Source organism: Streptomyces sp. NPDC037242 (genome assembly GCF_055604165.1).
The window spans coordinates 37,305-59,811 of sequence record NZ_JBVJUY010000001.1; the positions used below are offsets into that span (position 1 = coordinate 37,305).

General features: G+C 72.7%; 19 protein-coding genes. 13 read left to right on the plus strand and 6 right to left on the minus strand.

All coding sequences use genetic code 11. The annotated features are described in order from the left end of the window. Nucleotides 1–14: 14 nt before the first annotated feature. Nucleotides 15–317, minus strand: coding sequence for a hypothetical protein (locus ACZ7GJ_RS00150; RefSeq protein WP_470748755.1), 303 nt, complete (start codon nt 315–317; stop codon nt 15–17). 201 nt (nt 318–518) lie between these two features. On the opposite strand from ACZ7GJ_RS00150, the gene ACZ7GJ_RS00155 reads away from it, so the two are divergent. Together ACZ7GJ_RS00155 and mmuM are read left to right on the plus strand one after the other, a co-directional pair. Continuing rightward, the gene (locus ACZ7GJ_RS00155) at nt 519–1,442 is read left to right on the plus strand and encodes an LLM class F420-dependent oxidoreductase (protein ID WP_470747830.1); all 924 of its coding nucleotides are present in this window, start codon (nt 519–521) and stop codon (nt 1,440–1,442) included. 16 nt (nt 1,443–1,458) lie between these two features. Then, complete coding sequence (gene mmuM / locus ACZ7GJ_RS00160; RefSeq protein ID WP_470747832.1) at nt 1,459–2,358, plus strand: homocysteine S-methyltransferase; 900 nt, start codon at nt 1,459–1,461, stop codon at nt 2,356–2,358. Between the two features lie 45 nt (nt 2,359–2,403). On the opposite strand, the gene ACZ7GJ_RS00165 is transcribed toward mmuM, so the two are convergent. Then, entirely contained in the window at nt 2,404–2,826 is a 423-nt protein-coding gene (locus ACZ7GJ_RS00165; protein ID WP_470747834.1) for a hypothetical protein, read from the minus strand. Nucleotides 2,827–3,019: 193 nt separating this feature from the next. On the opposite strand from ACZ7GJ_RS00165, the gene ACZ7GJ_RS00170 reads away from it, so the two are divergent. The 5 genes from ACZ7GJ_RS00170 (at nt 3,020) to argF (ending at nt 10,163) form a co-directional block, all read left to right on the plus strand. Then, nucleotides 3,020–4,525, plus strand: coding sequence for a 3' terminal RNA ribose 2'-O-methyltransferase Hen1 (locus ACZ7GJ_RS00170; RefSeq protein WP_470747835.1), 1,506 nt, complete (start codon nt 3,020–3,022; stop codon nt 4,523–4,525). Continuing rightward, the gene (locus tag ACZ7GJ_RS00175) at nt 4,522–7,113 is read left to right on the plus strand and encodes a polynucleotide kinase-phosphatase (RefSeq protein ID WP_470747836.1); all 2,592 of its coding nucleotides are present in this window, start codon (nt 4,522–4,524) and stop codon (nt 7,111–7,113) included. The genes ACZ7GJ_RS00170 and ACZ7GJ_RS00175 overlap by 4 nt, the downstream gene beginning before the upstream one ends. A 176-nt stretch (nt 7,114–7,289) precedes the next feature. Further along, complete coding sequence (locus ACZ7GJ_RS00180) at nt 7,290–7,802, plus strand: hypothetical protein (protein ID WP_470747837.1); 513 nt, start codon at nt 7,290–7,292, stop codon at nt 7,800–7,802. A gap of 46 nt (nt 7,803–7,848) precedes the next feature. Then, complete coding sequence (locus ACZ7GJ_RS00185; protein ID WP_470747839.1) at nt 7,849–9,075, plus strand: arginine deiminase; 1,227 nt, start codon at nt 7,849–7,851, stop codon at nt 9,073–9,075. Between the two features lie 77 nt (nt 9,076–9,152). Continuing rightward, nucleotides 9,153–10,163 (plus strand): ornithine carbamoyltransferase, encoded by a 1,011-nt coding sequence (gene argF / locus ACZ7GJ_RS00190; protein ID WP_470747841.1) that lies wholly within the window; start codon nt 9,153–9,155, stop codon nt 10,161–10,163. Here the strand turns inward: argF and ACZ7GJ_RS00195 are convergent, their stop codons facing one another. Further along, complete coding sequence (locus ACZ7GJ_RS00195) at nt 10,164–10,631, minus strand: ATP-binding protein (protein ID WP_470748698.1); 468 nt, start codon at nt 10,629–10,631, stop codon at nt 10,164–10,166. It lies immediately after the preceding gene. 179 nt (nt 10,632–10,810) lie between these two features. Between ACZ7GJ_RS00195 and ACZ7GJ_RS00200 the strand changes: the two genes are divergently transcribed. Both ACZ7GJ_RS00200 and ACZ7GJ_RS00205 read left to right on the plus strand, forming a co-directional pair. Beyond that, on the plus strand, nt 10,811–11,638 hold the full coding sequence (locus tag ACZ7GJ_RS00200; protein ID WP_470747843.1) for an enoyl-CoA hydratase family protein: 828 nt from the start codon (nt 10,811–10,813) through the stop codon (nt 11,636–11,638). A gap of 4 nt (nt 11,639–11,642) precedes the next feature. Next, nucleotides 11,643–13,892 (plus strand): bifunctional salicylyl-CoA 5-hydroxylase/oxidoreductase, encoded by a 2,250-nt coding sequence (locus ACZ7GJ_RS00205; RefSeq protein ID WP_470747845.1) that lies wholly within the window; start codon nt 11,643–11,645, stop codon nt 13,890–13,892. 12 nt (nt 13,893–13,904) lie between these two features. Here ACZ7GJ_RS00205 and ACZ7GJ_RS00210 read toward each other — a convergent pair whose 3' ends face one another. Both ACZ7GJ_RS00210 and ACZ7GJ_RS00215 read right to left on the minus strand, forming a co-directional pair. Next, a complete protein-coding gene (locus ACZ7GJ_RS00210; RefSeq protein WP_470747847.1) occupies nt 13,905–14,705 on the minus strand; it encodes a PaaX family transcriptional regulator in 801 nt (266 codons plus the stop codon). Nucleotides 14,706–14,709: 4 nt separating this feature from the next. Beyond that, entirely contained in the window at nt 14,710–16,329 is a 1,620-nt protein-coding gene (locus tag ACZ7GJ_RS00215) for an AMP-binding protein (protein WP_470747849.1), read from the minus strand. Nucleotides 16,330–16,467: 138 nt separating this feature from the next. On the opposite strand from ACZ7GJ_RS00215, the gene ACZ7GJ_RS00220 reads away from it, so the two are divergent. From ACZ7GJ_RS00220 to ACZ7GJ_RS00230, 3 genes are all read left to right on the plus strand, one after another. Beyond that, nucleotides 16,468–17,604 (plus strand): acyl-CoA dehydrogenase family protein, encoded by a 1,137-nt coding sequence (locus tag ACZ7GJ_RS00220; RefSeq protein WP_470747851.1) that lies wholly within the window; start codon nt 16,468–16,470, stop codon nt 17,602–17,604. After that, nucleotides 17,601–17,999 carry a RidA family protein gene (locus ACZ7GJ_RS00225; protein ID WP_470747853.1) on the plus strand — a complete coding sequence of 133 codons (399 nt, stop codon included), beginning with the start codon at nt 17,601–17,603 and terminating at the stop codon, nt 17,997–17,999. Before ACZ7GJ_RS00220 ends, ACZ7GJ_RS00225 begins: the two co-directional genes overlap by 4 nt. A 136-nt stretch (nt 18,000–18,135) precedes the next feature. After that, entirely contained in the window at nt 18,136–18,456 is a 321-nt protein-coding gene (locus ACZ7GJ_RS00230; RefSeq protein ID WP_470747855.1) for a hypothetical protein, read from the plus strand. Nucleotides 18,457–18,533: 77 nt separating this feature from the next. On the opposite strand, the gene ACZ7GJ_RS00235 is transcribed toward ACZ7GJ_RS00230, so the two are convergent. Then, nucleotides 18,534–19,919 carry an aminopeptidase P family protein gene (locus ACZ7GJ_RS00235; protein WP_470747857.1) on the minus strand — a complete coding sequence of 462 codons (1,386 nt, stop codon included), beginning with the start codon at nt 19,917–19,919 and terminating at the stop codon, nt 18,534–18,536. Nucleotides 19,920–20,092: 173 nt separating this feature from the next. Here ACZ7GJ_RS00235 and ACZ7GJ_RS00240 point away from each other — a divergent pair, with 173 nt between their 5' ends. Further along, nucleotides 20,093–22,474 carry a collagenase gene (locus ACZ7GJ_RS00240; protein ID WP_470747859.1) on the plus strand — a complete coding sequence of 794 codons (2,382 nt, stop codon included), beginning with the start codon at nt 20,093–20,095 and terminating at the stop codon, nt 22,472–22,474. Nucleotides 22,475–22,507 lie beyond the last annotated feature (33 nt).

Sequence of the window (22,507 nt, forward strand, 5' to 3'; positions counted from 1 at the left end):
CGGGACCCGTGCGGTCAGTACGACCGGTAGGAGGGGCGCTCGCCCTCGGACGTACGGATCCCCGGGGCCGGCAGCACGTCAGGGCTGCCCGCGGTGCGGTCCGTCGAGGACTGGAGGTCGGCGTCGAGCTGCGAGAGGTCGGCGTTCAGCGCCGCCATCAGCTCTTCCATCTGCTGCAGCAGGCCCTTGGGCGCGCCACCCTGAGCGGGTACCGCGGACTCCTGGCGTGCATGGTCGTGCGCTGCCTGTCCGGTCTGTCCGTCCTGTCGGAGCGGTTGGAGATGTCGGGGGGCTTCCGGCACGGACTCCTGGGACATGGCGGCCTCCTCGGCGGGCCCTTCCGAGGCGGAAGGGGGCGGTGGACACACCGGCGAAGGGCCGCCGGCGCGCGGGCCGGGCGGTCCGGCTCCGTCCGAGCCAACGATCCCCATCCGGGCTGGTCACTGGCGGGGCCGGGGGTGGACCGCCCGGTTGACACAGATTCACCCGGCCGGGGTGGAACGGGCAGGATGGGAGACATGGATCTCCGCGTATTCACCGAGCCCCAGCAGGGCGCGAGCTACGACACCCTCCTGACCGTCGCCAAGGCCACCGAGGATCTGGGCTTCGACGCGTTCTTCCGCTCCGACCACTACCTGCGGATGGGCTCGGCGGACGGCCTGCCCGGTCCCACCGACGCCTGGATCACCCTCGCGGGGCTCGCCCGCGAGACCAAGCGGATCCGCCTCGGCACGCTGATGACGGCCGGCACCTTCCGGCTGCCCGGCGTACTGGCCATCCAGGTGGCGCAGGTCGACCAGATGTCCGGCGGCCGGGTCGAACTGGGCCTGGGCGCGGGCTGGTTCGAGGACGAGCACAAGGCCTACGGCATCCCCTTCCCGGCGGAGCGGATGGCCCGGCTGGAGGAGCAGCTGGCCATCGTCACCGGACTGTGGGCCACCGAGCCCGGCGCCTCCTTCGACTACGCCGGCAGGCACTACCAGGTGGAGAACTCGCCGGCGCTGCCCAAGCCGGCCCAGGCCAAGGTGCCCGTCCTGATCGGCGGCCACGGCGCGCGGCGCACGCCGCGCCTCGCCGCCCGGTACGCGGACGAGTTCAACATGCCCTTCGCCTCGATCGAGGACAGCCGCAGGCAGTTCGCCCGGGTCCGTGAGGCCGCCGCCGAGGCCGGACGCAAGGCGGACGAACTCGTCTACTCCAACGCCCTGGTGGTGTGCGTCGGCAAGAACGACGCCGAGGTGGCCAGGCGGGCCGCCGCCATCGGCCGCGACGTGGACGAGCTCAAGGCCAACGGCCTGGCGGGCTCCCCGGCCGAGGTCGTGGAGAAGATCGGCACCTACGGCGCCATCGGCTCCTCCCGCATCTACCTCCAACTGCTCGACCTCGACGACCTCGACCACCTGGAGCTGATCTCGGCCCAGGTCCTGTCCCGGCTCGGCTGACGGGAGGGCCCGGAAGATGCCCCGCGCGTCCGGCCCGCTCGCCGAGGCCCTGGCCCGCAGGACCGTGACCCTCGACGGCGGGCTCAGCAACCAGCTCGCCGACCAGGGCTGCGACCTGTCCGGCGACCTCTGGTCGGGCCGGGTGCTCGCCGAGCGGCCGGACCAGGTGACGGCCGCGCACACGGCGTACGCGCGGGCCGGCGCCGAGGTGCTGATCACCGCGAGCTACCAGGTGGGGTACGCGGCCTTCGCCCGGCACGGCTACAGCCGGCCGCGGACCACCGCCCTGCTGCGGCGCAGTGTGCGCCTCGCCGACCGGGCGGCGCGGGCGGCGGACCACGAGGTGTGGGTGGCCGCCTCCGTGGGCCCGTACGGGGCCGTGCTCGCGGACGGTTCCGAGTACCGCGGCCGGTACGGGCTGAGCGTGCGGGAGCTGGCCGCCTTCCACCGGCCCCGTGTCACGGCGCTGCTGGCCGCGGGGCCGGACGTACTGGCCCTGGAGACCGTCCCGGACACGGTCGAGGCCGAGGCCCTGCTCACCGTCCTCGCCGAGACGGGCGCCCGCGCCTGGCTCTCCTACACCGTCGCGGGCGGCCGTACCCGGGCGGGCCAGCCGCTGACCGAGGCCTTCGCCCTCGCGGCGGGGGCCCCGGGCGTCATCGCGCTCGGGGTCAACTGCTGCGACCCCGAGGACGTGCTCCCCGCCCTTGAGGCGGCGGCCTCCGTCACCCGGAAGCCGCTCCTCGCCTACCCGAACGACGGCTCCGTCTGGGACGCCGCCACAGGGACCTGGCACGCCCCCGGGGCCGAGGTCCCCTGGCCGACGGCCGAGTGGCGCCGCGCCGGAGCCCGCCTCATCGGCGGCTGCTGCCGCATCGGCCCGCCGCGCATCGCGGACCTGGCCGCGGGCCGGTAACCCCTCCCGGCCCGCGGGGCCGCGAGCGGGCCGCCAGACACCCCCCTACACGCCGCTGGTGTCCCAGCGCACGCTCGTCAGCCCGCCGCCCGACTCGACGAGTGCGGTCATCTCCGCCTCCACGGCGGCGAGTTCCGCGGGCCGGTCCATGAGGACCAGCTGCTCGCGGTAGTGGACCAGCGAGCTGAGGAGCAGCTGCGTGCGCTCGGGCTCCAGCGCGCACATCCGGCGCGCGGCGGCGACGGACTCGGCCCGCAGGGCGAGGGCTATGCCGGGTCGATCGGTGAACTCCTGGCGGCTGTACGCGAACAGGGCGACCGCCAGCAGGGGCAGGAAGGCCAACGGACTCACCTGGACGAGAACGCGATAAGCGGCGACCTGCTGCCGGACCGGCAGCGTCCCCGATCCGAGCAGCGCCACCCGGGCTCGCAGTACGGCGTCGTGATTGATGTTCTCCGTGGGATTCATGAGGGAGATTCTGAAAGCCGCACACGGGTCCAAACAAGGGCATTCGACTGTGCCCTTGGTCCTACGAAAACACGCTCTGACCTGTCATGATTGATACGTCATCACCCCTGCGCCCGCCCCCGCGCGGCCCGTTGGCCCCGGAGCGCACAAAACACGTTGGCCCGGCCGGTGCCGTCAGCACATACTCAGGCGCATGTTCCTGACGATCTCCACTACCGGCACAGCCGAGCACCCCGCCACTGACCTGGGCTTTCTCCTGCACAAGCATCCCGGGAAGGCGCAGGCGTTCTCCACCTCCCACGGCACGGCCCACGTTTTCTACCCCGTGGCCACGGAGCAGCGGTGCACGGCGGCCCTCCTGCTGGAGGTGGATCCCGTCGCGCTCGTGCGGCGCGGTCAGGGCAAGGGCCGGGGCGGAGCGCCCGACGCCGCGCTCGCGCAGTACGTCAACGACCGTCCGTACGCGGCCTCCTCGCTCTTCGCCGTCGCGCTCGGCGGGGTGCTGCGCAGCGCACTGAAGGGCCAGTGCACCGCCCGTCCGGAGCTGCCGGAGCAGGTGCGCCCGCTGCGGATCGAGATCCCGGCGCTGCCGGCGCGCGGCGGGGTGCGGCTGGTCGAGCGGCTGTTCGGCCCGCTCGGCTGGGACTGCGTGACGGCGACCCCGGTGGCGCTCGACGAGGAGTTCCCCGAGTGGGGTGACTCCCGGTACGTCCGGCTCGTACTGGAGGGCGAGCTGCGCCTCGCGGACGCGCTGCGCCAGCTGTACGTCCTGCTGCCCGTGCTGGACGACGCCAAGCACTACTGGGTCGCCCCCGACGAGGTGGACAAGCTGCTGCGCGCCGGGGAAGGCTGGCTCGCCGCCCACCCGGAGAACGCGACGATCACGTCCCGCTACCTCGCCCGGAGCAGGCGGCTGACCCAGGACGCCCTGGAGAGGCTGGAACTGGTGCGCCTCGCCGAGGCGGACGGCAGCGAGGTCGAGGAGCTCGACAACGCCGTGGACGACGACGAGACGGCCACCGAAGCCGGGGAAGCCGGGGAGGCCACCGGGCCCGCGGAGCGGCGCGTACCGCTCGCGGTGCACCGGCGCGAGGCCGTCCTCGCCGCCCTGCGCGCCGCCGGCGCCGCCCGCGTCCTCGACCTCGGGTGCGGCCAGGGCCAGCTGGTGCAGGCGCTGCTGAAGGACGTGTCCTTCACCGAGATCGTCGGCATGGACGTCTCCGTGCGGGCCCTGACCACCGCGGCCCGACGGCTGCGGCTGGAGCGGATGGGGGAGCGGCAGAGTTCCCGCGTCCAGCTCCTGCAGGGCTCGCTCGCGTACACCGACAAGCGCCTCGCGGGCTACGACGCCGCGGTGCTCAGCGAGGTCATCGAGCACCTGGACCCGGAGCGGCTGCCCGCCCTGGAGTACGCGGTGTTCGGTTCGGCCCGCCCCCGCACGGTCCTCGTGACCACCCCGAACGTCGAGTACAACGTCCGCTGGGAGTCCCTGCCCGCCGGGCACGTCCGGCACGGCGACCACCGCTTCGAGTGGACCCGCGAGGAGTTCCGCGCCTGGGCGGCCCGGGTCGCCGAACGGTACGGCTACGGCGTCGAGTTCACACCCGTGGGCGACGACGACCCCGAGGTCGGACCACCCACCCAGATGGCCGTCTTCACCACTGTCAACGACACCCCGAAGGAGGGCGAGGCAGCATGACCGACACCGACACCGACACCGACGCCCGCACGCGCGCACTTCCCGTCACCGACCTGTCCCTCGTCGTCCTCATCGGGGCCACCGGATCGGGCAAGTCCACCTTCGCCCGCCGGCACTTCAAGCCCACCGAGGTCCTGTCCTCCGACTACTGCCGGGGCCTCGTCGCGGACGACGAGAACGACCAGAGCGCCAGCAAGGAAGCCTTCGACGTCCTGCACTACATCGCCGGGAAGCGGCTGGCCGCGGGCCGCCTCACCGTCGTCGACGCCACCAGCGTGCAGGCGGAGGCGCGCCGCCAGCTCGTGAACCTCGCCCGCGAGCACGACGTACTGCCCATCGCCATCGTCCTCGACCTGCCCGAGGAGGTGTGCGCCGAGCGCAACGCGGGCCGCCCCGACCGGGCCGGCCTGCCGCGCGCGGTCATCCAGCGCCACCGCCGCGATCTGCGCCGCTCGCTGCGCGGCCTGGGGCGCGAGGGCTTCCGCAAGGTGCACGTGCTGCGCTCAGTGGAGGAGGTGGAGGCGGCCGAGGTGGTGCTGGAGAAGCGCTTCAACGACCTCACCCACCTCACCGGCCCCTTCGACATCATCGGCGACATCCACGGCTGTGCGTCCGAGCTGGAGACGCTGCTCGGCAAGCTCGGGTACGAGGACGGCGCCCATCCCGGGGGCCGCACCGCGGTCTTCGTCGGCGACCTCGTGGACCGCGGCCCGGACAGTCCGGGCGTCCTGCGCCGGGTGATGGGCATGGTGAAGTCGGGCAACGCCCTGTGCGTGCCCGGGAACCACGAGAACAAGCTCGGCCGATACCTGAAGGGCTCCAAGGTCCAGCGGACCCACGGCCTGGCCGAGACGATCGAGCAGCTGGAGGGGGAGCCGGAGGAGTTCGTCCAGGAGGTGCGGGAGTTCATCCGCGGCCTCGTCAGCCACTACGTGCTCGACGGCGGAAAGCTCGTGGTCTGCCACGCCGGGCTGCCCGAGAAGTACCACGGCCGCACCTCCGGCCGGGTGCGCTCGCACGCCCTCTACGGGGAGACCACCGGCGAGACCGACGAGTTCGGCCTGCCCGTGCGCTACCCGTGGGCCGAGGAGTACCGCGGCAAGGCCGTCGTGGTCTACGGCCACACCCCGGTGCCGAACACCGCCTGGATCAACAACACCATCTGCCTCGACACCGGCGCCGTCTTCGGCGGCCGGATGACCGCCCTGCGCTGGCCCGAGCGCGAACTGGTCGACGTACCGGCCGAGAAGGTCTGGTACGAGCCGGTCAAGCCGCTGGCCACCGAGGTGCCGGGCGGCCACGGGGGGTCCCCCCGGACGGAGTCCGGGGGAGGGCGCCCGCTCGACCTGGCCGACGTGCACGGCCGCCGGATCGTCGAGACCCGGCACCTGGGCAACGTCAACGTGCGCGAGGAGAACGCGGCGGCGGCCCTGGAGGTCATGAGCCGCTTCGCGGTGGACCCGCGCCTGGTGCCGTACCTGCCGCCGACCATGGCGCCGACGGCCACCTCCCGCGAGGAGGGCTTCCTGGAGCACCCCGCCGAGGCCTTCGCGCAGTACCGCGCGGACGGCATCGCCCAGGTCGTGTGCGAGGAGAAGCACATGGGCTCCCGGGCCACCGTCCTGGTCTGCAAGGACGCCGCCGCGGCCCGCGAGCGCTTCGGTGTCGACGGGCCCACCGGCTCCGTCTACACCCGCACCGGGCGGCCCTTCTTCAAGGATCCCGAGGTCACCGAGGAGGTGCTCGCCCGGCTCCGCTCGGCGATCACCGACGCGGGCCTGTGGGCGGAGCTCGGCACCGACTGGCTGCTCGTCGACGGGGAACTGCTGCCCTGGTCGCTGAAGTCCACCGGCCTGCTGCAGAACCAGTACGCCGCCGTGGGCGCGGCCGCCGCAGCCGTCTTCCCGGACGCGCTCGCCGCCCTGCGGGCGGCCGCCGACCGGGGCGTCGACACCGGTGAGCTGCTGGAGCGCCAGCGCGACCGGGCCGCCGACGCGGCGAGGTTCACCGACGCCTACCGGCGCTACTGCTGGACCACCGACGGGCTGGACGGCGTACGGTTCGCGCCCTTCCAGCTGCTGGCGGCGGCCGGGCGGTCGCTCGCGGCCGTACCGCACGACGAGCAGCTGTTCTGGCTGGACCGGATGGTCGCCGCCGACGAGGCCGCCGGTACGGGCCTGCTGCGCCGCACCGGCCGGATCCTGGTGGACACCGCCGACGAGGACTCCGTACGGGCGGGCACGGACTGGTGGCTGGAGCTGACGGCCGCGGGCGGCGAGGGCATGGTCGTCAAGCCGCTCCAGGCGTACGCCAAGGACGGCAGGGGCCGCCTCGTCCAGCCGGGCGTCAAGGTGCGCGGACGCGAGTACCTGCGGATCATCTACGGCCCGGAGTACACGCGCCCGGACAACCTGGAGCGGCTGCGCGGGCGGTTCCTCGGGCACAAGCGCTCGCTCGCCCTGCGCGAGTACGCGCTCGGACTGGAGGCGCTGGACCGGCTGGCGGGGCAGGAGCCGCTGTGGCGGGTCCACGAGGCCGTCTTCGCGGTGCTCGCCCTGGAGTCGGAACCGGTCGACCCCAGGCTCTGACCGGGCCCCGCCGCCGTCCCGCTCGCGGGGCACACGCGTAAAGCGGAGACCCCCGTACGGCCGCTAATTAGGTCGTATGGGGGAACTTTCCCGCAGAACGCCGGGGAAACCACCGGCGGGATCGTTCATCCAGGGCAGCGGACTGTCCGCGACCCTGGAAGGACGGAACACGACTTATGAAGATGACCGCGCGCGGAAGCATTGCGGCGCTCATGACCTGTATGGCCGCGGCCGGCGCGGCCACCCCGGCCGTGGCCGACTCGGTGCCGGTCGGGGTCCCGCTCGACGCCGTGAAGACCACGCTGGGCGTGGACACCCCGCGCGTGGCCACCGGGGTCCCGGTGCCGGTCGTCGGCGCGCCCGAGGCACCGCGCCACCACACGGGGGACATGCTCCCCACCCCACTGCTCCCGGCGGTCCCGATCGCCACCGAGCTCGGCAACACCCTCGTCACCACGCCGGTGCCGAACCTGCTGGACCGGCCCGAGAAGGACGGCGAGGGCTCGCTGGACGCGCCGGCGACCACCCTGCGCACCCGGACCCCGGGCGCGGTGCTCGGTTCCCCGCTGACGATGCCGGACGGGAGCAACTTCGGTCTGCCGAACGTCGTGGCGCCGAAGCTGGGCCTCCTGGCACCGGAGATCATCGGCGCTCCGACGGCGCTCCTCGGCCTCACCACCCCCCGCTGAGCCGACGCCACGTCAAAAGGCCGCCCGGTCTGCGAACGTGTACGGCATGGGATTCCATGTCGATTCCGAGACCGGGCGGCTTCGCCGCGTCATCCTCCACCGGCCCGACCTGGAGCTGAAGAGGCTCACACCGAGCAACAAGGACGCGTTGCTCTTCGATGACGTGCTGTGGGTGCGCCGGGCGCGCCAGGAGCACGACGGCTTCGCCGACGTACTGCGCGACCGGGGCGTCGAGGTCCACCTCTTCGGGGACCTGCTGTGCGAGGCCCTGGAGATCCCGGAGGCGAGACACCTCGTACTGGACCGGGTCTTCGACGAGAAGGAGTACGGCCCCCTCGCCACCGACCACCTGCGGTCGGTCTTCGACGGGCTGCCCTCGGCCGAACTGGTCGAGGCGCTGGTCGGCGGGATGACCAAGCGGGAGTTCCTGGAGCGGCACGCCGAGCCGGTGTCGGTCCGCTTCCACGCCATGGAGCTGGACGACTTCCTGCTGGGGCCGCTGCCCAACCACCTGTTCACCCGGGACACCTCGGCCTGGATCTACGACGGGGTCTCGATCAACGCCATGCGCTGGCCGGCCCGGCAGCGCGAGACCGTCCACTTCGAGGCGATCTACAAGCACCACCCGCTCTTCACCTCCTCCGGGGCCTTCCACTACTGGTCGCAGGGGCAGGCCGACTATCCCTCGACCATCGAGGGCGGCGACGTCCTGGTCATCGGCAACGGCGCCGTGCTGATCGGGATGAGCGAGCGCACCACCCCGCAGGCGGTGGAGATGCTGGCGCGCGGCCTGTTCGCGGCCGGGTCGGCCACCTCGATCGTGGCGCTCGACATGCCCAAGCGGCGGGCGTTCATGCACCTGGACACGGTGATGACGATGGTCGATGGAGATACGTTCACTCAGTACGCGGGCCTGGGCATGCTGCGCTCCTACACGATCCAGCCCGGTGGCGGGGCGAGCGAGCTCAAGGTGACCGACCACCCGCCGGAGCAGATGCACCGGGCGATCGCGTCGGCGCTCGGCCTCGATGCGATCCGGGTGCTGACGGCGACGCAGGACGTGCACTCGGCGGAGCGCGAGCAGTGGGACGACGGCTGCAACGTGCTGGCCGTCGAGCCGGGCGTGGTGGTCGCGTACGAACGCAACGTCACGACCAACACCCACCTGCGCAAGGAGGGCATCGAGGTGATCGAGATCCCCGGCAGTGAGCTCGGGCGGGGGCGGGGCGGTCCGCGCTGCATGAGCTGCCCGGTGGAGCGGGACGCCGTCTGACGGAGGGGCTGTATATCAATGCAGAGGATCGTATAGACTTCCAACATCCCCTGTCACCGTGACTCTGGAGCGTCCCCATGGCCACCGACCTCGTCGGCCGCAGTTTCCTCAAGGAGCTCGACTTCACCGCCGCCGAGTTCCGCGGCCTGGTCGAGCTCGCCGCCGAACTCAAGGCGGCGAAGAAGGCCGGGACCGAGCAGCGCCGGCTCCAGGGCAAGAACATCGCCCTGATCTTCGCGAAGACCTCGACGCGCACCCGCTGCGCGTTCGAGGTCGCCGCCGCCGACCAGGGCGCCCACACCACCTACCTCGACCCCTCCGGCTCCCAGATGGGCCACAAGGAGTCGGTCAAGGACACGGCGCGGGTGCTGGGCCGGATGTTCGACGCGATCGAGTACCGGGGCGACAGCCAGGACACCGTCGAGGAGCTCGCCGAGCACGCCGGCGTGCCGGTCTTCAACGGGCTCACCGACGACTGGCACCCCACCCAGATGCTGGCCGACGTGCTCACCATGACCGAGCACTGCGACAAGCCGCTGGAGCGGATCGTCTTCGCCTACCTCGGCGACGCCCGGTTCAACATGGGCAACTCCTACCTGGTGACCGGCGCGCTGCTGGGCATGGACGTACGGATCGTCGCGCCGAAGGCCTACTGGCCGGCCGAATCGGTGGTGGCCGCGGCCCGCGAGCTCGCGGCGGGCAGCGGTGCCCGGATCACGCTGACCGAGGAGATCGCCGAGGGGGTCGCCCAGGCCGACTTCGTCGTGACCGACATCTGGGTGTCCATGGGCGAGCCCAAGGAGGTCTGGGACGAGCGGATCGCGGCCCTGGCTCCGTACGCCGTCACCATGGACGTGCTGCGCGCCACCGGGAACCCGGACGTGAAGTTCCTGCACTGCCTGCCGGCCTTCCACGACCTCGGCACCAAGGTGGCCCAGGAGATCCACGAGCGGCACGGGCTGGATTCGCTGGAGGTGACGGACGAGGTGTTCGAGTCCGCGCACTCGGTCGTCTTCGACGAGGCCGAGAACCGGCTGCACACCATCAAGGCCGTGCTCGTCGCCCTGCTGGCCGGGCCCGCCGCATAGTCATGCGGGGCGGGCGGGCAGGGTGAACCACACGGCCTTGCCGTGCTCGGTACGGCGGTGGCCGCAGGCGGAGCTCAGGGTCCGGATCAGCAGCAGGCCGCGGCCGTGCTCCTGCCAGGGGTCGGGGTGCGCGTCGCCGGCGCGGGGCGCCAGGCTGGCGGGCGGCTGCGGGTCGCCGTCGTGGACCTCGACCTGGCAGCCGTTGGCCAGCAGCTCCACGACCAGCTCGATCGGGGCGCTGCCGGGGGTGTGCTCGACGGCGTTGGCGACCAGTTCGGCGGTCAGCAGTTCCGCGGTGTCACTGTCGGCGGGGGCCTCGATCTCGGCGAGCGCGGTACGGACGAGGGCGCGGGCGATGGGTACGGCGGCTGCCGTGTGGGGCAGGGCGATCCGCCAGGCGGAGGGGTCTGGCAAGGGGGACCATCCGTTCCGTGGGGTCGTGGCCGGCGGCGGTGGCGGCTGGGGCAGAGGAAATCCTGGTTTCAACCATACGAAGTCGAAATCGCGTGACGTAGGGCACCCCGACGGAAGTGCCAGGGACCAGTGCCACCACAGGGTCGGGACGTCCGCCCCGTGTGGAAGCCGCCCGGCGCCTTCGTGTCGTGTTTCTGTGACGGCAGTCACGATCCGGTGATACCTTCGGGAGGGTGAGCCCCTTCCTTGGTTCCACATCAGCGACCGAACGGTGGCGCCACCTGCGGGTGGACCGGCAGGACGGCGTCGCCACCGTCACCCTCGACCGCCCCGAGAAGCTGAACGCGCTCACCTTCGGCGCCTACGCCGACCTGCGCGATCTGCTCGCCGAACTGTCCCGGGAGCGTTCCGTACGCGCCCTCGTGCTCGGCGGAGAGGGCCGAGGCTTCTGCTCCGGCGGCGACGTCGACGAGATCATCGGCGCCACCCTCGCGATGGACACCGCCCAACTCCTCGACTTCAACCGGATGACCGGCCAGGTGGTGCGCGCGCTGCGCGAGTGCCCCTTCCCGGTCATCGCCGCCGTGCACGGGGTCGCCGCCGGGGCCGGGGCCGTCATCGCCCTCGCCGCCGACTTCCGGATCGCGGACCCCACCGCCCGCTTCGCCTTCCTCTTCACCCGGGTCGGCCTCTCCGGCGGGGACATGGGCGCCGCCTACCTGCTGCCGCGGGTCGTCGGCCTCGGGCACGCCACCAGACTGCTGATGCTGGGCGAACCCGTACCCGCGTCGCAGGCCGAGCGGATCGGCCTGCTCAGCGAGGTCACCGAGGAGGGCAAGGCCCACGCGCGGGCCGCCGAGCTGGCCGCGCACCTCGCCGCGGGCCCCGCCCTCGCGTATGCGCAGACCAAGGCCCTGCTCACCGCCGAACTCGACATGCCGCTGGCAGCGTCGGTGGAGCTGGACGCCAATACGCAGGCCCTGCTGATGAACGGCGAGGACTACGCGGAGTTCCACGCCGCCTTCACCGGAAAACGGCCCCCGGCCTGGAAGGGCAGGTAGCCCGATGGCCGCGGACGCCATGCGGGTCGCCGTCGTCGGCGGGGGACCGGGCGGACTGTACGCCGCCGCCCTGCTCGCCCGGCAGGGCCACACGGTGGAGGTCTGGGAGCGCGGCGCCCCCGACGAGACCTTCGGCTTCGGCGTCGTGCTCTCCGACGAGACGCTCGGCGGAATCGAGCGCGCCGACACCGTCGTCCACGCCGCCCTCAGCGCGGAGTTCGTACGCTGGGACGACGTCGAGATCGTCCACCGGGGCCGACTGCTGACCTCCGGCGGACACGGCTTCGCCGCGCTCGGCCGGCGCCGGCTGCTGGAGATCCTGCACGAGCGCTGCGCCGCACTGGGCGTACGCCTGCACGTGCGCACCGGGGCGCCGGACGCGGCCGCGCTCGCGGGCTCCTACGACCTGGTGGTCGCCGCGGACGGGGTGCACAGCACCACCCGGCAGCAGGGCGCCGAGCACTTCCGGCCCACCCTGACCAGCGGGCGGTGCCGCTACATCTGGCTGGCCGCCGACTTCGCCTTCGAAGCCTTCCGCTTCGAGATCGCGGAGACCGAGCACGGGGTGATGCAACTGCACGCATACCCGTTCTCCGCCGACGAGTCGACCGTGATCGTCGAGATGCACGAGGACGTCTGGCGGGCGGCCGGCTTCGACCTGTGCGACGAGGCGGAATCGGCCGCCCGCTGCGCCAAGATCTTCGCCGAGGCCCTGCGCGGGCGGCCCCTGCACGGCAACCGCTCCGCGTGGACCCGGTTCCGTACCGTCGTCAACGAACGCTGGTCCCACGGCAACGTGGCACTGCTCGGCGACGCGGCGCACACCGCGCACTTCTCCATCGGCTCCGGCACCAAGCTCGCGGTGGAGGACGCCCTCGCGCTCGCCGAGGCGGTCGCCTCCGAGGCGGACGTGCCCGCGGCCCTCGCCGCGTACGAGGCCGCCCGGCGCCCGGCGGTGGCCAGCACCCAGCGGGCCGCGGCCGCCAGCATGCGGTGGTTCGAGGAGATCGCCGGGTACGTCGGCCAGCCCGCCCGGCAGTTCGCCTTCAACCTCCTCACCCGCAGCCGCCGGGTCACCCACGACAACCTGCGACTGCGCGACGAGCGCTTCGCGCGCGCCGTGGAACGGGACTTCGGCTGCCCCGACGGGCACACCCCGCCCATGTTCACCCCGTTCACGCTGCGCGGGCTGACCCTGCGCAACCGGATCGTCGTCTCCCCGATGGACATGTACTCGGCGAAGGACGGGCTGCCGGGCGACTTCCACCTCGTCCACCTCGGCTCACGGGCGCTGGGCGGGGCCGCGCTGGTCATGACCGAGATGGTCTGCGTCAGCCCCAAGGGCCGCATCACGCCCGGCTGCACCGGCCTGTACACCGCCGAGCAGGGAGCCGCCTGGGCCCGGATCGCCGACTTCGTGCACACCTCGGCGCCCGGCACGGCCCTCGGGGTGCAGCTCGGGCACTCCGGCCGCAAGGGCTCGACCCGGGTGATGTGGGAGGGGATGGACGAACCCCTGCCCCAGGGCAACTGGCCCCTGGCCGCGGCCTCCGCACTGCCCTACCGGCCGGGCGTCTCGGCCGTCCCGCGCGCCCTGACGGCCGCCGACCTCGCCGCGGTCCGCTCCGACTTCGCCGCGGCCGCCGTGCGCGCCGCCGACAGCGGCTTCGACCTGCTCGAACTGCACTGCGCGCACGGCTACCTGCTGTCCGGGTTCCTGTCCCCGCTGACCAACCACCGCGACGACGAGTACGGCGGCCCGCTGGAGAACCGGCTGCGCTTCCCACTGGAGGTCTTCGACGCGGTCCGCGCGGTCTGGCCCGAGGACCGGCCGATGACGGTCCGCCTCTCGGCCACCGACTGGGCCCCCGGCGGCACCTCGCCGCAGGAGGCCGTCGACATCGCGGCCGCCTTCGCCGCCCACGGCGCGGACGCCATCGACGTCTCCACGGGCCAGGTGGTCGCGGACGAGGCCCCCGAGTACGGGCGCTCCTACCAGACCCCCTACGCCGACCGGATCCGCAACGCGCTGGGCGTGCCCGTGATCGCCGTCGGCGCGATCTCCTCCTGGGACGACGTCAACTCCCTGCTCCTGGCCGGGCGCGCGGACCTGTGCGCGGTCGGCCGCCCGCACCTGTACGACCCGCACTGGACCCTGCACGCGGCGGCCGACCAGGCCTACGAGGGCCCGGCCGCCCCCTGGCCCGCCCCCTACCGGGCCGGCAGCCGCAGACCGCCCACGGGACGCGGCTGAAGCACCGGCCCGTCACGGTGCGGCGAAGCCCGCACCCCGGTCCCGCAGCCGCGCGTGGAGCTCGGCGAAGACCGCCGCCGCGCGGTCGCCCGGCCAGTTCGCCGGGAGCAGCTCGCGCGGCAGGCCCGGGTCGGCGTACGGCAGGCGCCGCCAGGAGTCCAGGGCGAGCAGGTAGCCGCGGTAGGCCTCCTGCGGGGACGGCTCCGGGCCCGACTGGAGGGCGCGCAGGGCGGGCTCGTGCACGTCGAGGAACTCCTCGTGCTGCTTGGCCAGGGCCGCCAGGTCCCACCAGCGGGCCACCGCCTCCGCGGTCGGGGCGAAGCCGAGGTGCGCGCCGCGGAAGAGCTCCACGTACGCCGTCAGGTGCAGCCGGTCCAGGGTGTGCCGGGTCTCCCCGTACAGGTGCGCCGGGGCGATCCACACGCCCGGCGCCACCGCGCCGAAGCCGAGCCGGACCAGCCGGGAGCGCAGCAGGTGCCGCTTGCTGCGCTCCTGCTCCGGGACGGAGAAGACGGCCACCAGCCACTCCGGCGACGGCTCCGCGCCGCCGTAGATCCGCCGGTCGCCGTCCTCCAGCAGCTGCCGCGCCTCCTCGGAGAGCGCGTACGCCGCCGAGCCGTCCGCCGCGCGGGCGGGCAGCAGGAAGCCGCGGCGCTTCAGCCGGGACACCGAGGAGCGCACCGACGGGGCGTCCACGCCGGCCGCGCCCAGCAGGCGGACCAGCGCGGCCACCGGGACCGGACCCCCGAAGGCCCGCCCGTAGGCTCCGTAGAACGTGACGATCAAAGATCGCGGAGTGTGCTGCTCGACCACGAGTTCACTCTAGATCGCGCAGCCGGAAACGCTGGAGTTTCCCGGTGGCCGTGCGCGGCAGCGACGGCAGGAAGACGAAGCTGCGCGGGCACTTGTGCGGGGCCAGCTCCGCCCGCATGAAGGTGCGCAGGGCGTCCTCCGTGAGGACCGCGCCCTCGCGCGAGACGGTGTACGCCACCACGATCTGCCCGCGGCGCTCGTCGGGACGGCCGACCACCGCCGCCTCCAGCACGTCCGGGTGGCGCAGCAGCGCCTCCTCGACCTCCGGGCCGGCGATGTTGTAACCCGCCGAGACGATCATGTCGTCCGCGCGGGCGACGTAGCGGAAGTAGCCCTCCGGGTCCCGGACGTAGGTGTCACCGGTCAGGTTCCAGCCGTCCCGTACGTACTCGCCCTGCCGCGGATCGGCCAGGTAGCGGCACCCCACCGGTCCCCGCACGGCCAGCAGCCCCGGCTCGTTGTCCGCGACGGGCCGCCCGGCGGCGTCCACCACCCGGGCCTGCCAGCCCGGGACCACCCGGCCCGTCGTACCCGGGCGGATGTCCTCGTCGGCGGCCGAGATGAAGATGTGCAGCAGCTCGGTGGCCCCGATGCCGTTGATGATCCGCAGGCCGGTGCGCTCGTACCAGGCCTGCCAGGTGGCGGCGGGCAGGTTCTCGCCCGCCGAGACGCAGCGCCGCAGGGCCGACAGGTCGTAGGCGCCCGCGTCGTACGGGCCCAGGGTGTCCAGCATCGCCCGGTAGGCGGTGGGCGCGGTGAACAGCACCGTGACCCGGTGCTCGGCGAGCGCCGGCAGCAGCCGGCGCGGCCCCGCCTCCTCCAGCAGCAGCGCCGAGGCCCCCGCGCGCAGCGGGAAAACGACCAGCCCGCCGAGCCCGAAGGTGAAGCCGAGCGGCGGACTGCCCGCGAACACGTCGTCCGGGCGGGGGCGCAGGACGTTGCGGGAGAAGGTGTCGGCGACGGACAGCAGGTCGCGGTGGAAGTGCATGCAGCCCTTGGGCCGGCCCGTGGTGCCCGAGGTGAAGGCGATCAGGGCCACGTCGTCCGCCGAGGTCGCCACGGCCGGGAAGGGCTGCGGACGGGCCTTCGCGAGGTTCAGCAGATCGCCCGCGCCCCCGCCGCCGTACGGGGTGATCCGCAGACCCGGCACCTCGGCCCTGACCAGGTCCTCCAGCGCATCCGCATGGCACAGCGCGTGCCGCACCTCGGCCATCGCGCACACCGTGGCCAGCTCCTGCGCGCGCTGCTGGGCCAGCACGGTCACGGCCACCGCGCCCGCCTTCATCACCGCCAGCCAGCAGGCGGCGAGCCACGGGCTGGTCGGGCCGCGCAGCAGCACCCGGTTGCCGGGGACGACACCGAGGTCGCGGGTGAGGACATGGGCCAGGCGGTCCACCCGGTCCAGCAGCTCGCCGTACGTCCACACCGAGCCGTCGCCGCCCCGGAAGGCCGGGCGGTCGGGGCCGAACCGGGCGACGGTGGCGTCGAGCAGCTCGGCGCCGCAGTTCAACCGGTCGGGATAGGCCAGTTCGGGGAGCTCGAAGAGCAGCCGCGGCCAGGCGTGCGGGGGCGGCAGATGGTCGCGCGCGAAGGTGTCGGAGTGGGCGGAGGGCTTGAGCTCCAAGGCGGGTTCGCCCCCTTGCAACGGTCCGGCCCCTTTGTATTGGACCGGAATGAGTGGAGCCGGCCGTGCGGTTGCCGTACGAGCGTATCGTGATGGTGACGGCAGTCAACAGACCGCGATAGAGGCTGGGGCATTCGGATGACCGGATTCGCGCTCGGGGCGGACCAGGAGGCGTGGTGCGGGCAGCTGCGCGCACTGGCGGAGCGGCGGCTGCGGCCGCTGGCGGAGAAGGGCGAGCCGGGGCGGGTCAACCGGCCGCTGCTGGCGGCCCTGGGGGAGGAGGGGCTGCTGGACAGGCTGTTCACCTCCGGGGCGCTGGAGCTGTGCCTGCTGCGCGAGTCCCTCGCGTACGGATGCACGGAGGCCGAGACGGCACTGGCCCTCCAGGGCCTGGGGGCCCACCCCGTGCTCCGGGCGGGCAGCGAGGAGCAGCGCGAGCAGTGGCTGCCGCGGGTGCGTGCCGGACGGGCGGTGGCGGCGTTCGCGCTGAGCGAGCCCGGGGCGGGATCGGACGCGGCGGCGCTGGCACTGGAGGCCGGGCGCACGGCGGACGGCGGCTGGCGGCTCAGCGGTGAGAAGCGCTGGATCTCCAACGCCCCGGAGGCCGACTTCTACACCGTCTTCGCCCGCACGGGGGAGGGACCCGGGGCGAAGGGGGTCACGGCCTTCCTGGTCCCCGCGGACCGGCCCGGGCTGTCGGGCGAGCCCCTCGACATGCTCTCCCCGCACCCGATCGGCTCGCTGCTCTTCGACGGGGTCCGGGTCGGCCCCGAGGACCTGCTGGGGGAGCCCGGCCGGGGCTTTCGGGTGGCCATGGACACCCTGAACCTCTTCCGCCCCAGCGTCGGCGCCTTCGCCGTCGGTATGGCCAGGGCGGCTCTGGACGCGACGCTGGCGCACACGGCGGGCCGCAGCGCCTTCGGCGGCGTACTGGGCGACCTCCAGGCGGTGGCCCACCGGGTCGCGGAGATGGCGACCCGTACGGAAGCGGCCCGGCTGCTGGTGTACGCGGCCGCGGAGGCCTACGACGCCGGCTCGCCGGACGTGCCGCGGCGGGTGGCGATGGCGAAGCTGCTGGCCACCGAGACGGCCCAGTACGTGGTGGACCACGCCGTGCAGCTGCACGGGGCGTGCGCCCTGCTGCGCGGGCACCTGCTGGAGCACCTGTACCGGGAGGTACGGGCGCCGCGGATCTACGAGGGGGCGAGCGAGGTGCAGCGCACGATCATCGCGAAGGAGCTGTACCGGGCCGTGGGGGAGGTGGCCGCGCGATGAGCGTGGAACGCGTCAATCCGCCCGGGCTGTCCCCGGCGGCGGGCTTTTCGCACGCGGTGGTCGTCGAGGGCGCCCGGCTGGTGTTCCTGGCCGGGCAGACCGCGCTGGACGCCGCCGGCAAGGTGGTGGGCGAGACCCTGCCGCAGCAGTTCGAGCGGGCGCTGGGGAACCTGCTGGCGGCCCTGGCGGCGGCGGGCGGCACACCGGCCGCTCTGGCGCGGGTCACGGTGTACGCCGTGGACGTGGCGGCCTACCGCGAATGCGCGCCCGAACTCGGGCGGATCTGGCGGCGGTTGGCGGGGCGCGACTACCCCGCGATGGCGGTCATCGGAGTGGTCCGGCTGTGGGACGAGCAGGCACTGGTCGAACTGGACGGCGTCGCGGTCCTGCTTTGACAGGGCGACGGGGAAGGGGGAGGGTTGATATGCCCCTTTTGTAGCCTGCGTCACCAATACTCGGAGGTGCATGGATATGCGCCGTGGGTTCGTTGCGGCAGCCGTGGCAGGGGCCGCCGGGATCACACTCGGCCTGATGCCTGTCGGCGGCGCCCTCGCTGCGTCTCTTCCGCAGACCAACCAGTGCTACGACAACTGGAACGGCGATCGATGGCGCGACTGCTGCGATCGCAACTGGAACAACCGCCCCAGCTGGTGCTGGGACAACGACAACTGGAACAACAACTGGCACAACTCCAACTGGAACAACGACAGTTGGAACGACGACTGGCACGACTGGAACAACAACTGGCACAACAACGACTGGCACGACTGGAACGGCAACTGGAACGGCGACTGGAACGGCAACTGGCACCACGACGGTGACTGGAACAACTGGAACAACTGGAACGACTAGGCAGCTTCCCGCCGATCACCGGCCGCGGGCGGTGGCGGGGTCGCCGCCGGGTGACCCCATCACCGCCCTGCCGGTGGTCAGGAGCCCTCGATGAGGGCGCCCATCCAGTCCTCGATGCCCGACACCGTGCGCGGCAGCGCCCCCGACATCAGGCGGGCCCCGGTGGCCGTGATCACCAGGTCGTCCTCGATGCGGACGCCGATCCCGCGCAGTTCGGGCGGCAGGGTCTCGTCGTCCGGCTGGAGGTAGAGGCCGGGCTCGACCGTGAGGACCTGGCCCTCCTCCAAGGCGCCGTCCAGATACGTCTCGGCCCGCGCCTTCGCGCAGTCGTGCACGTCCAGTCCCAGCATGTGCCCGCTGCTGCACAGCGTGTAGCGCCGGTGCAGGTCCCCTTCCGGGTGCTTGAGGATCCCCCACTCCGCCAGGCCCTCCGCGATCACCCGCATCCCGGCCCGGTGGAAGTCGCGGAAGCTCGCGCCCGGCCGCAGTGCGGCGATTCCCGCGTCCTGGGCGGCCAGGACCAGTTCGTAGACCTGCCGCTGGACGGGGGAGAAGTTCCCGGAGAGCGGCAGGGTGCGGGTGATGTCCGCCGTGTACAGGCTGTCGGTCTCCACGCCCGCGTCCAGCAGGAGCAGTTCGTCCCCGTTCAGGCGGCCGTCGTTGCGGATCCAGTGCAGCACGCATGCGTGCGCCCCCGAGGCCGCGATCGTGTCGTAGCCGGTGCCGTTGCCCTCCGCCCGGGCGCGCAGGCCGAAGACCCCCTCGATCCAGCGCTCCCCGCGCGGGTGGGCGAGCGCGCGCGGCAGGGCCCGTACGACGTCCTCGAAGCCGGACGTCGTGTGGTCGACGGCCAGTTGGAGCTGCTCCACCTCCCAGGCGTCCTTGACCAGGCGCAGTTCGGACAGTGCGGCGGCCAGTTCGGCGTCGGTCGCGGCGTTGCGCCCCGCGGGTGAGCCCAGCGTGTCCAGGTGCGCGCAGCGCAGGCCCGTCAGCCGCTCGGCCTCGGCGAGGTCGGGGCGGCGGCCGACCCAGAACTCCCCGTAGCGGCGGTCCCGGTAGAACTCCTCGCTGCCGTCGGCGCGCGAGGAGCGGGGGCGCAGGTAGAGGACCGCCTCGTGCGCGTGCGGGCCGGCCGGCTCCAGTACGAGGACGTGGCCCACCTGGTCCTCGCCCGTCAGCCCCGTCAGCCAGGCGTAGGCGCTGTGCGGGCGGAAGCGGTGGTCGCAGTCGTTGGAGCGGACCTTCAGCTCCCCGGCCGGGACGATCAGCCGCTCCCCGGGGAAGCGCGCCGAGAGCCGGGCGCGGCGGGCCGGGGTGACGGCGTACGCCGGAATCCTGGTGGAGTCGGGCAGCGGCGAGGGCGCCCAGTCGGACGCCATGAACCGGGACAGCTCGGGGGAGACCGGCAGGTCGTGGCTGCCGATGTTGAGCCCGGCGGTGGGGCGGGAGGGGGTCTCGGTCACAGGGGCTCCCTCAAGAAGTTGCGAACTGGTGGGCGCACAGGGGTTGTCAGTGCAATTTCACATTACTATGTTACAGCTCACACCGCGGCACGTTAATCCCCGTCAAACGCCGCGTGAAGCAGGGCAGTTCACGCACCACCCCCCACCTCACCCCTCCACATCAGGAGTTCTCGGTGCCCAAGCACAGAGCTGTGCGTTCGTCCCTCCTTGCCTCCGCCGTCGCCGTCACGCTCCTCGCCTCCGCCGGCCAAGCCGTCACGCAGGCCGCGGAGAACCCGGCACCGGCCCCGGCCTCGGCCCCGGCCGCGTTCGCCGGATCGCAGGCGCCCGGTCCCGCGGGGAACCCCTTCGACGAGGTCGAGCACCTCGCCGACGCGTCCGAGGCCGTCGCGGCCCCCGCCCCCGCCCCCGGCGGACTCGCCATCGCGGGCCAGGTCCCCGGCGCCGCCACGGCCGCCGCCGCGCCCTCCGCGAACACCGAGAAGAGCCGCAAGGCGGCCCAGGCGGCCCCCACCGCGCGGAGCGTCGCCGCGGGCGTCCCCTGCACCCTCGACGGGATCACGAACCTCTCCCCGGAGCAGTTCGCCGACTTCCTCGGCGACCAGGCCGTCCTCGCCGACGGCTGCCTGCGCGGGCTGATCTGGACATGGGACGCCCGCCTGGCCCCCGTCATGTCCGACGCCCACGTCCAGGCCGTCTCCCGCCGGATATCCAGCCTGGCCGCCGCCCACGACGGCCGTAACTCCTCCCACCTGGAGGAGATGTTCACCTACCTGCACGCCGTCGCCTACCACGACTACTCGCGCTTCGAGATCGACGTCACCGACGCCCCCACCGTCGACGCCATGCGACGTGCCGTCGCCGACTTCGGGGCCGCCGCGCGTACCTTCGACGTCACCGCCTCCAACGCCCGCACCCTGCGCGAGGCGCTCTACGCCGCCAGCGCGCCCGGCCTGCGCCAGCACCAGCTCGGCCTGATCAAGAACGTCCTGGCCACCATGGACCCGGCCCACCCGGCCACCAACCTCGACGCCGGCTGGGCGGGCGCGGCGCTGGCCGGACTGTCCGTCAACTACCTCGGCGTCTACCCGGGCAACCAGGACGCCGCCTTCCACGCGGCGGTGGCGGCCGACCCCGCCTACCGCGCCGCCATCAAGGCCTTCTCCACCTACACCCACCTCAAGGGCACCCGCAACGCCTGGGTGGCGCGCGACGCCATGAGCGAGTACGGCCGCTTCGGCCAGGTCGAGGGCCTGAAGGACCAGGTCGTCGCCGACCTCGGCGCGATGCTGGGGCAGGTCAAGGCCGACCTCGGCACCGACCCGTGGGCCAAGATCGTCTCCTGGCTCAACTTCTACCAGGCGTGCAAGCCGTACGGCGTCTGCAAGGAGGACATCGAGAAGACGCTCTTCCCGAACACCTTCACCTACGACAACGGCGCCATCAAGGTCCGCACCGCCCTCGACCGGGCCACCGTCGACCAGCTCTACTACGCGAGCAAGCAGGTGAAGACGCAGTTCCACCGCGTCATCGGCACCGACCAGCCGCTCGCCGGCGACCCGAACACCACGCTGAACATCGTGCTCTACGCCTCCCGCGCCGACTACGAGAACTACCACCCGATCCTCACCGGCTACGGCACCAACAACGGCGGCATCTACATCGAGAACGGCGCCACCTTCTACACCTACCAGCGCCGCGTCCCGGAGGACTCCTCCCTCACCCTTGAGGAGCTCTTCCGCCACGAGTACACGCACTACCTCAACGGCCGCTTCGCCGTCCCCGGCTTCTTCGGCCAGGGCCCCTGGTACGAGGGCGACCGTACGACCGCGATGGACGAGGGCACCGCCGAGTTCTTCGACGGCGCCACCCGCGACAACGGCATCGCCGTCCGCAAGTCCCTGGTCAAGAGCATCATCAACGACACAGCGGGCGGCGACCCCCGCATGACCGTCGAGCAGCTGCTGCACGCCACCTACGACGGCGACGGCTTCCGCTTCTACAGCTACGCGGGCACCTTCTTCGAGTTCCTGTGGACCGAGAAGCCCTCCCTGCTGCGCGAGATGTACGGCTACCTGCGCGCCAACGACGTGGCGGGCTACGACGCCTGGCGCTACCGGATGGGCGCGGACAGCTACCTCCAGCGCGACTACGACCGCTTCCTGGACGCCCAGATCGCCAAGGTGGACCAGCTCTTCGTCCCGAACACCTCCTTCACGCCCAACGAGCGGCTGCGCGATTCGGCGCTCGCCTCGGTGAAGTCGGCCTTCGCGACCGCCACCTACAACACGCCGGACTGCGTGGAGAACGGCGACCCCGGAAAGCGCCGGTTCACCTGTACCGGCCGGATCACGTCGAACCTGAAGAACTGGCGCAGCGACGACCAGAACTTCAAGGACGTGTCCGAGACGGTCGACTACTTCATCCTCGACCGGGCGGGGGCGGCCTCGAACAACCTGGCCGACATGAACTGCTCCTTCGGCCCGCTGGAGATCTGGTCCAACCGCACCGCCGGCACGTCGAGCTACAGCTGTGAGGGTCCGCTCCGCAGCTGATCGCTTCCGGGCCGGTCCCGTACCTGAACGGGG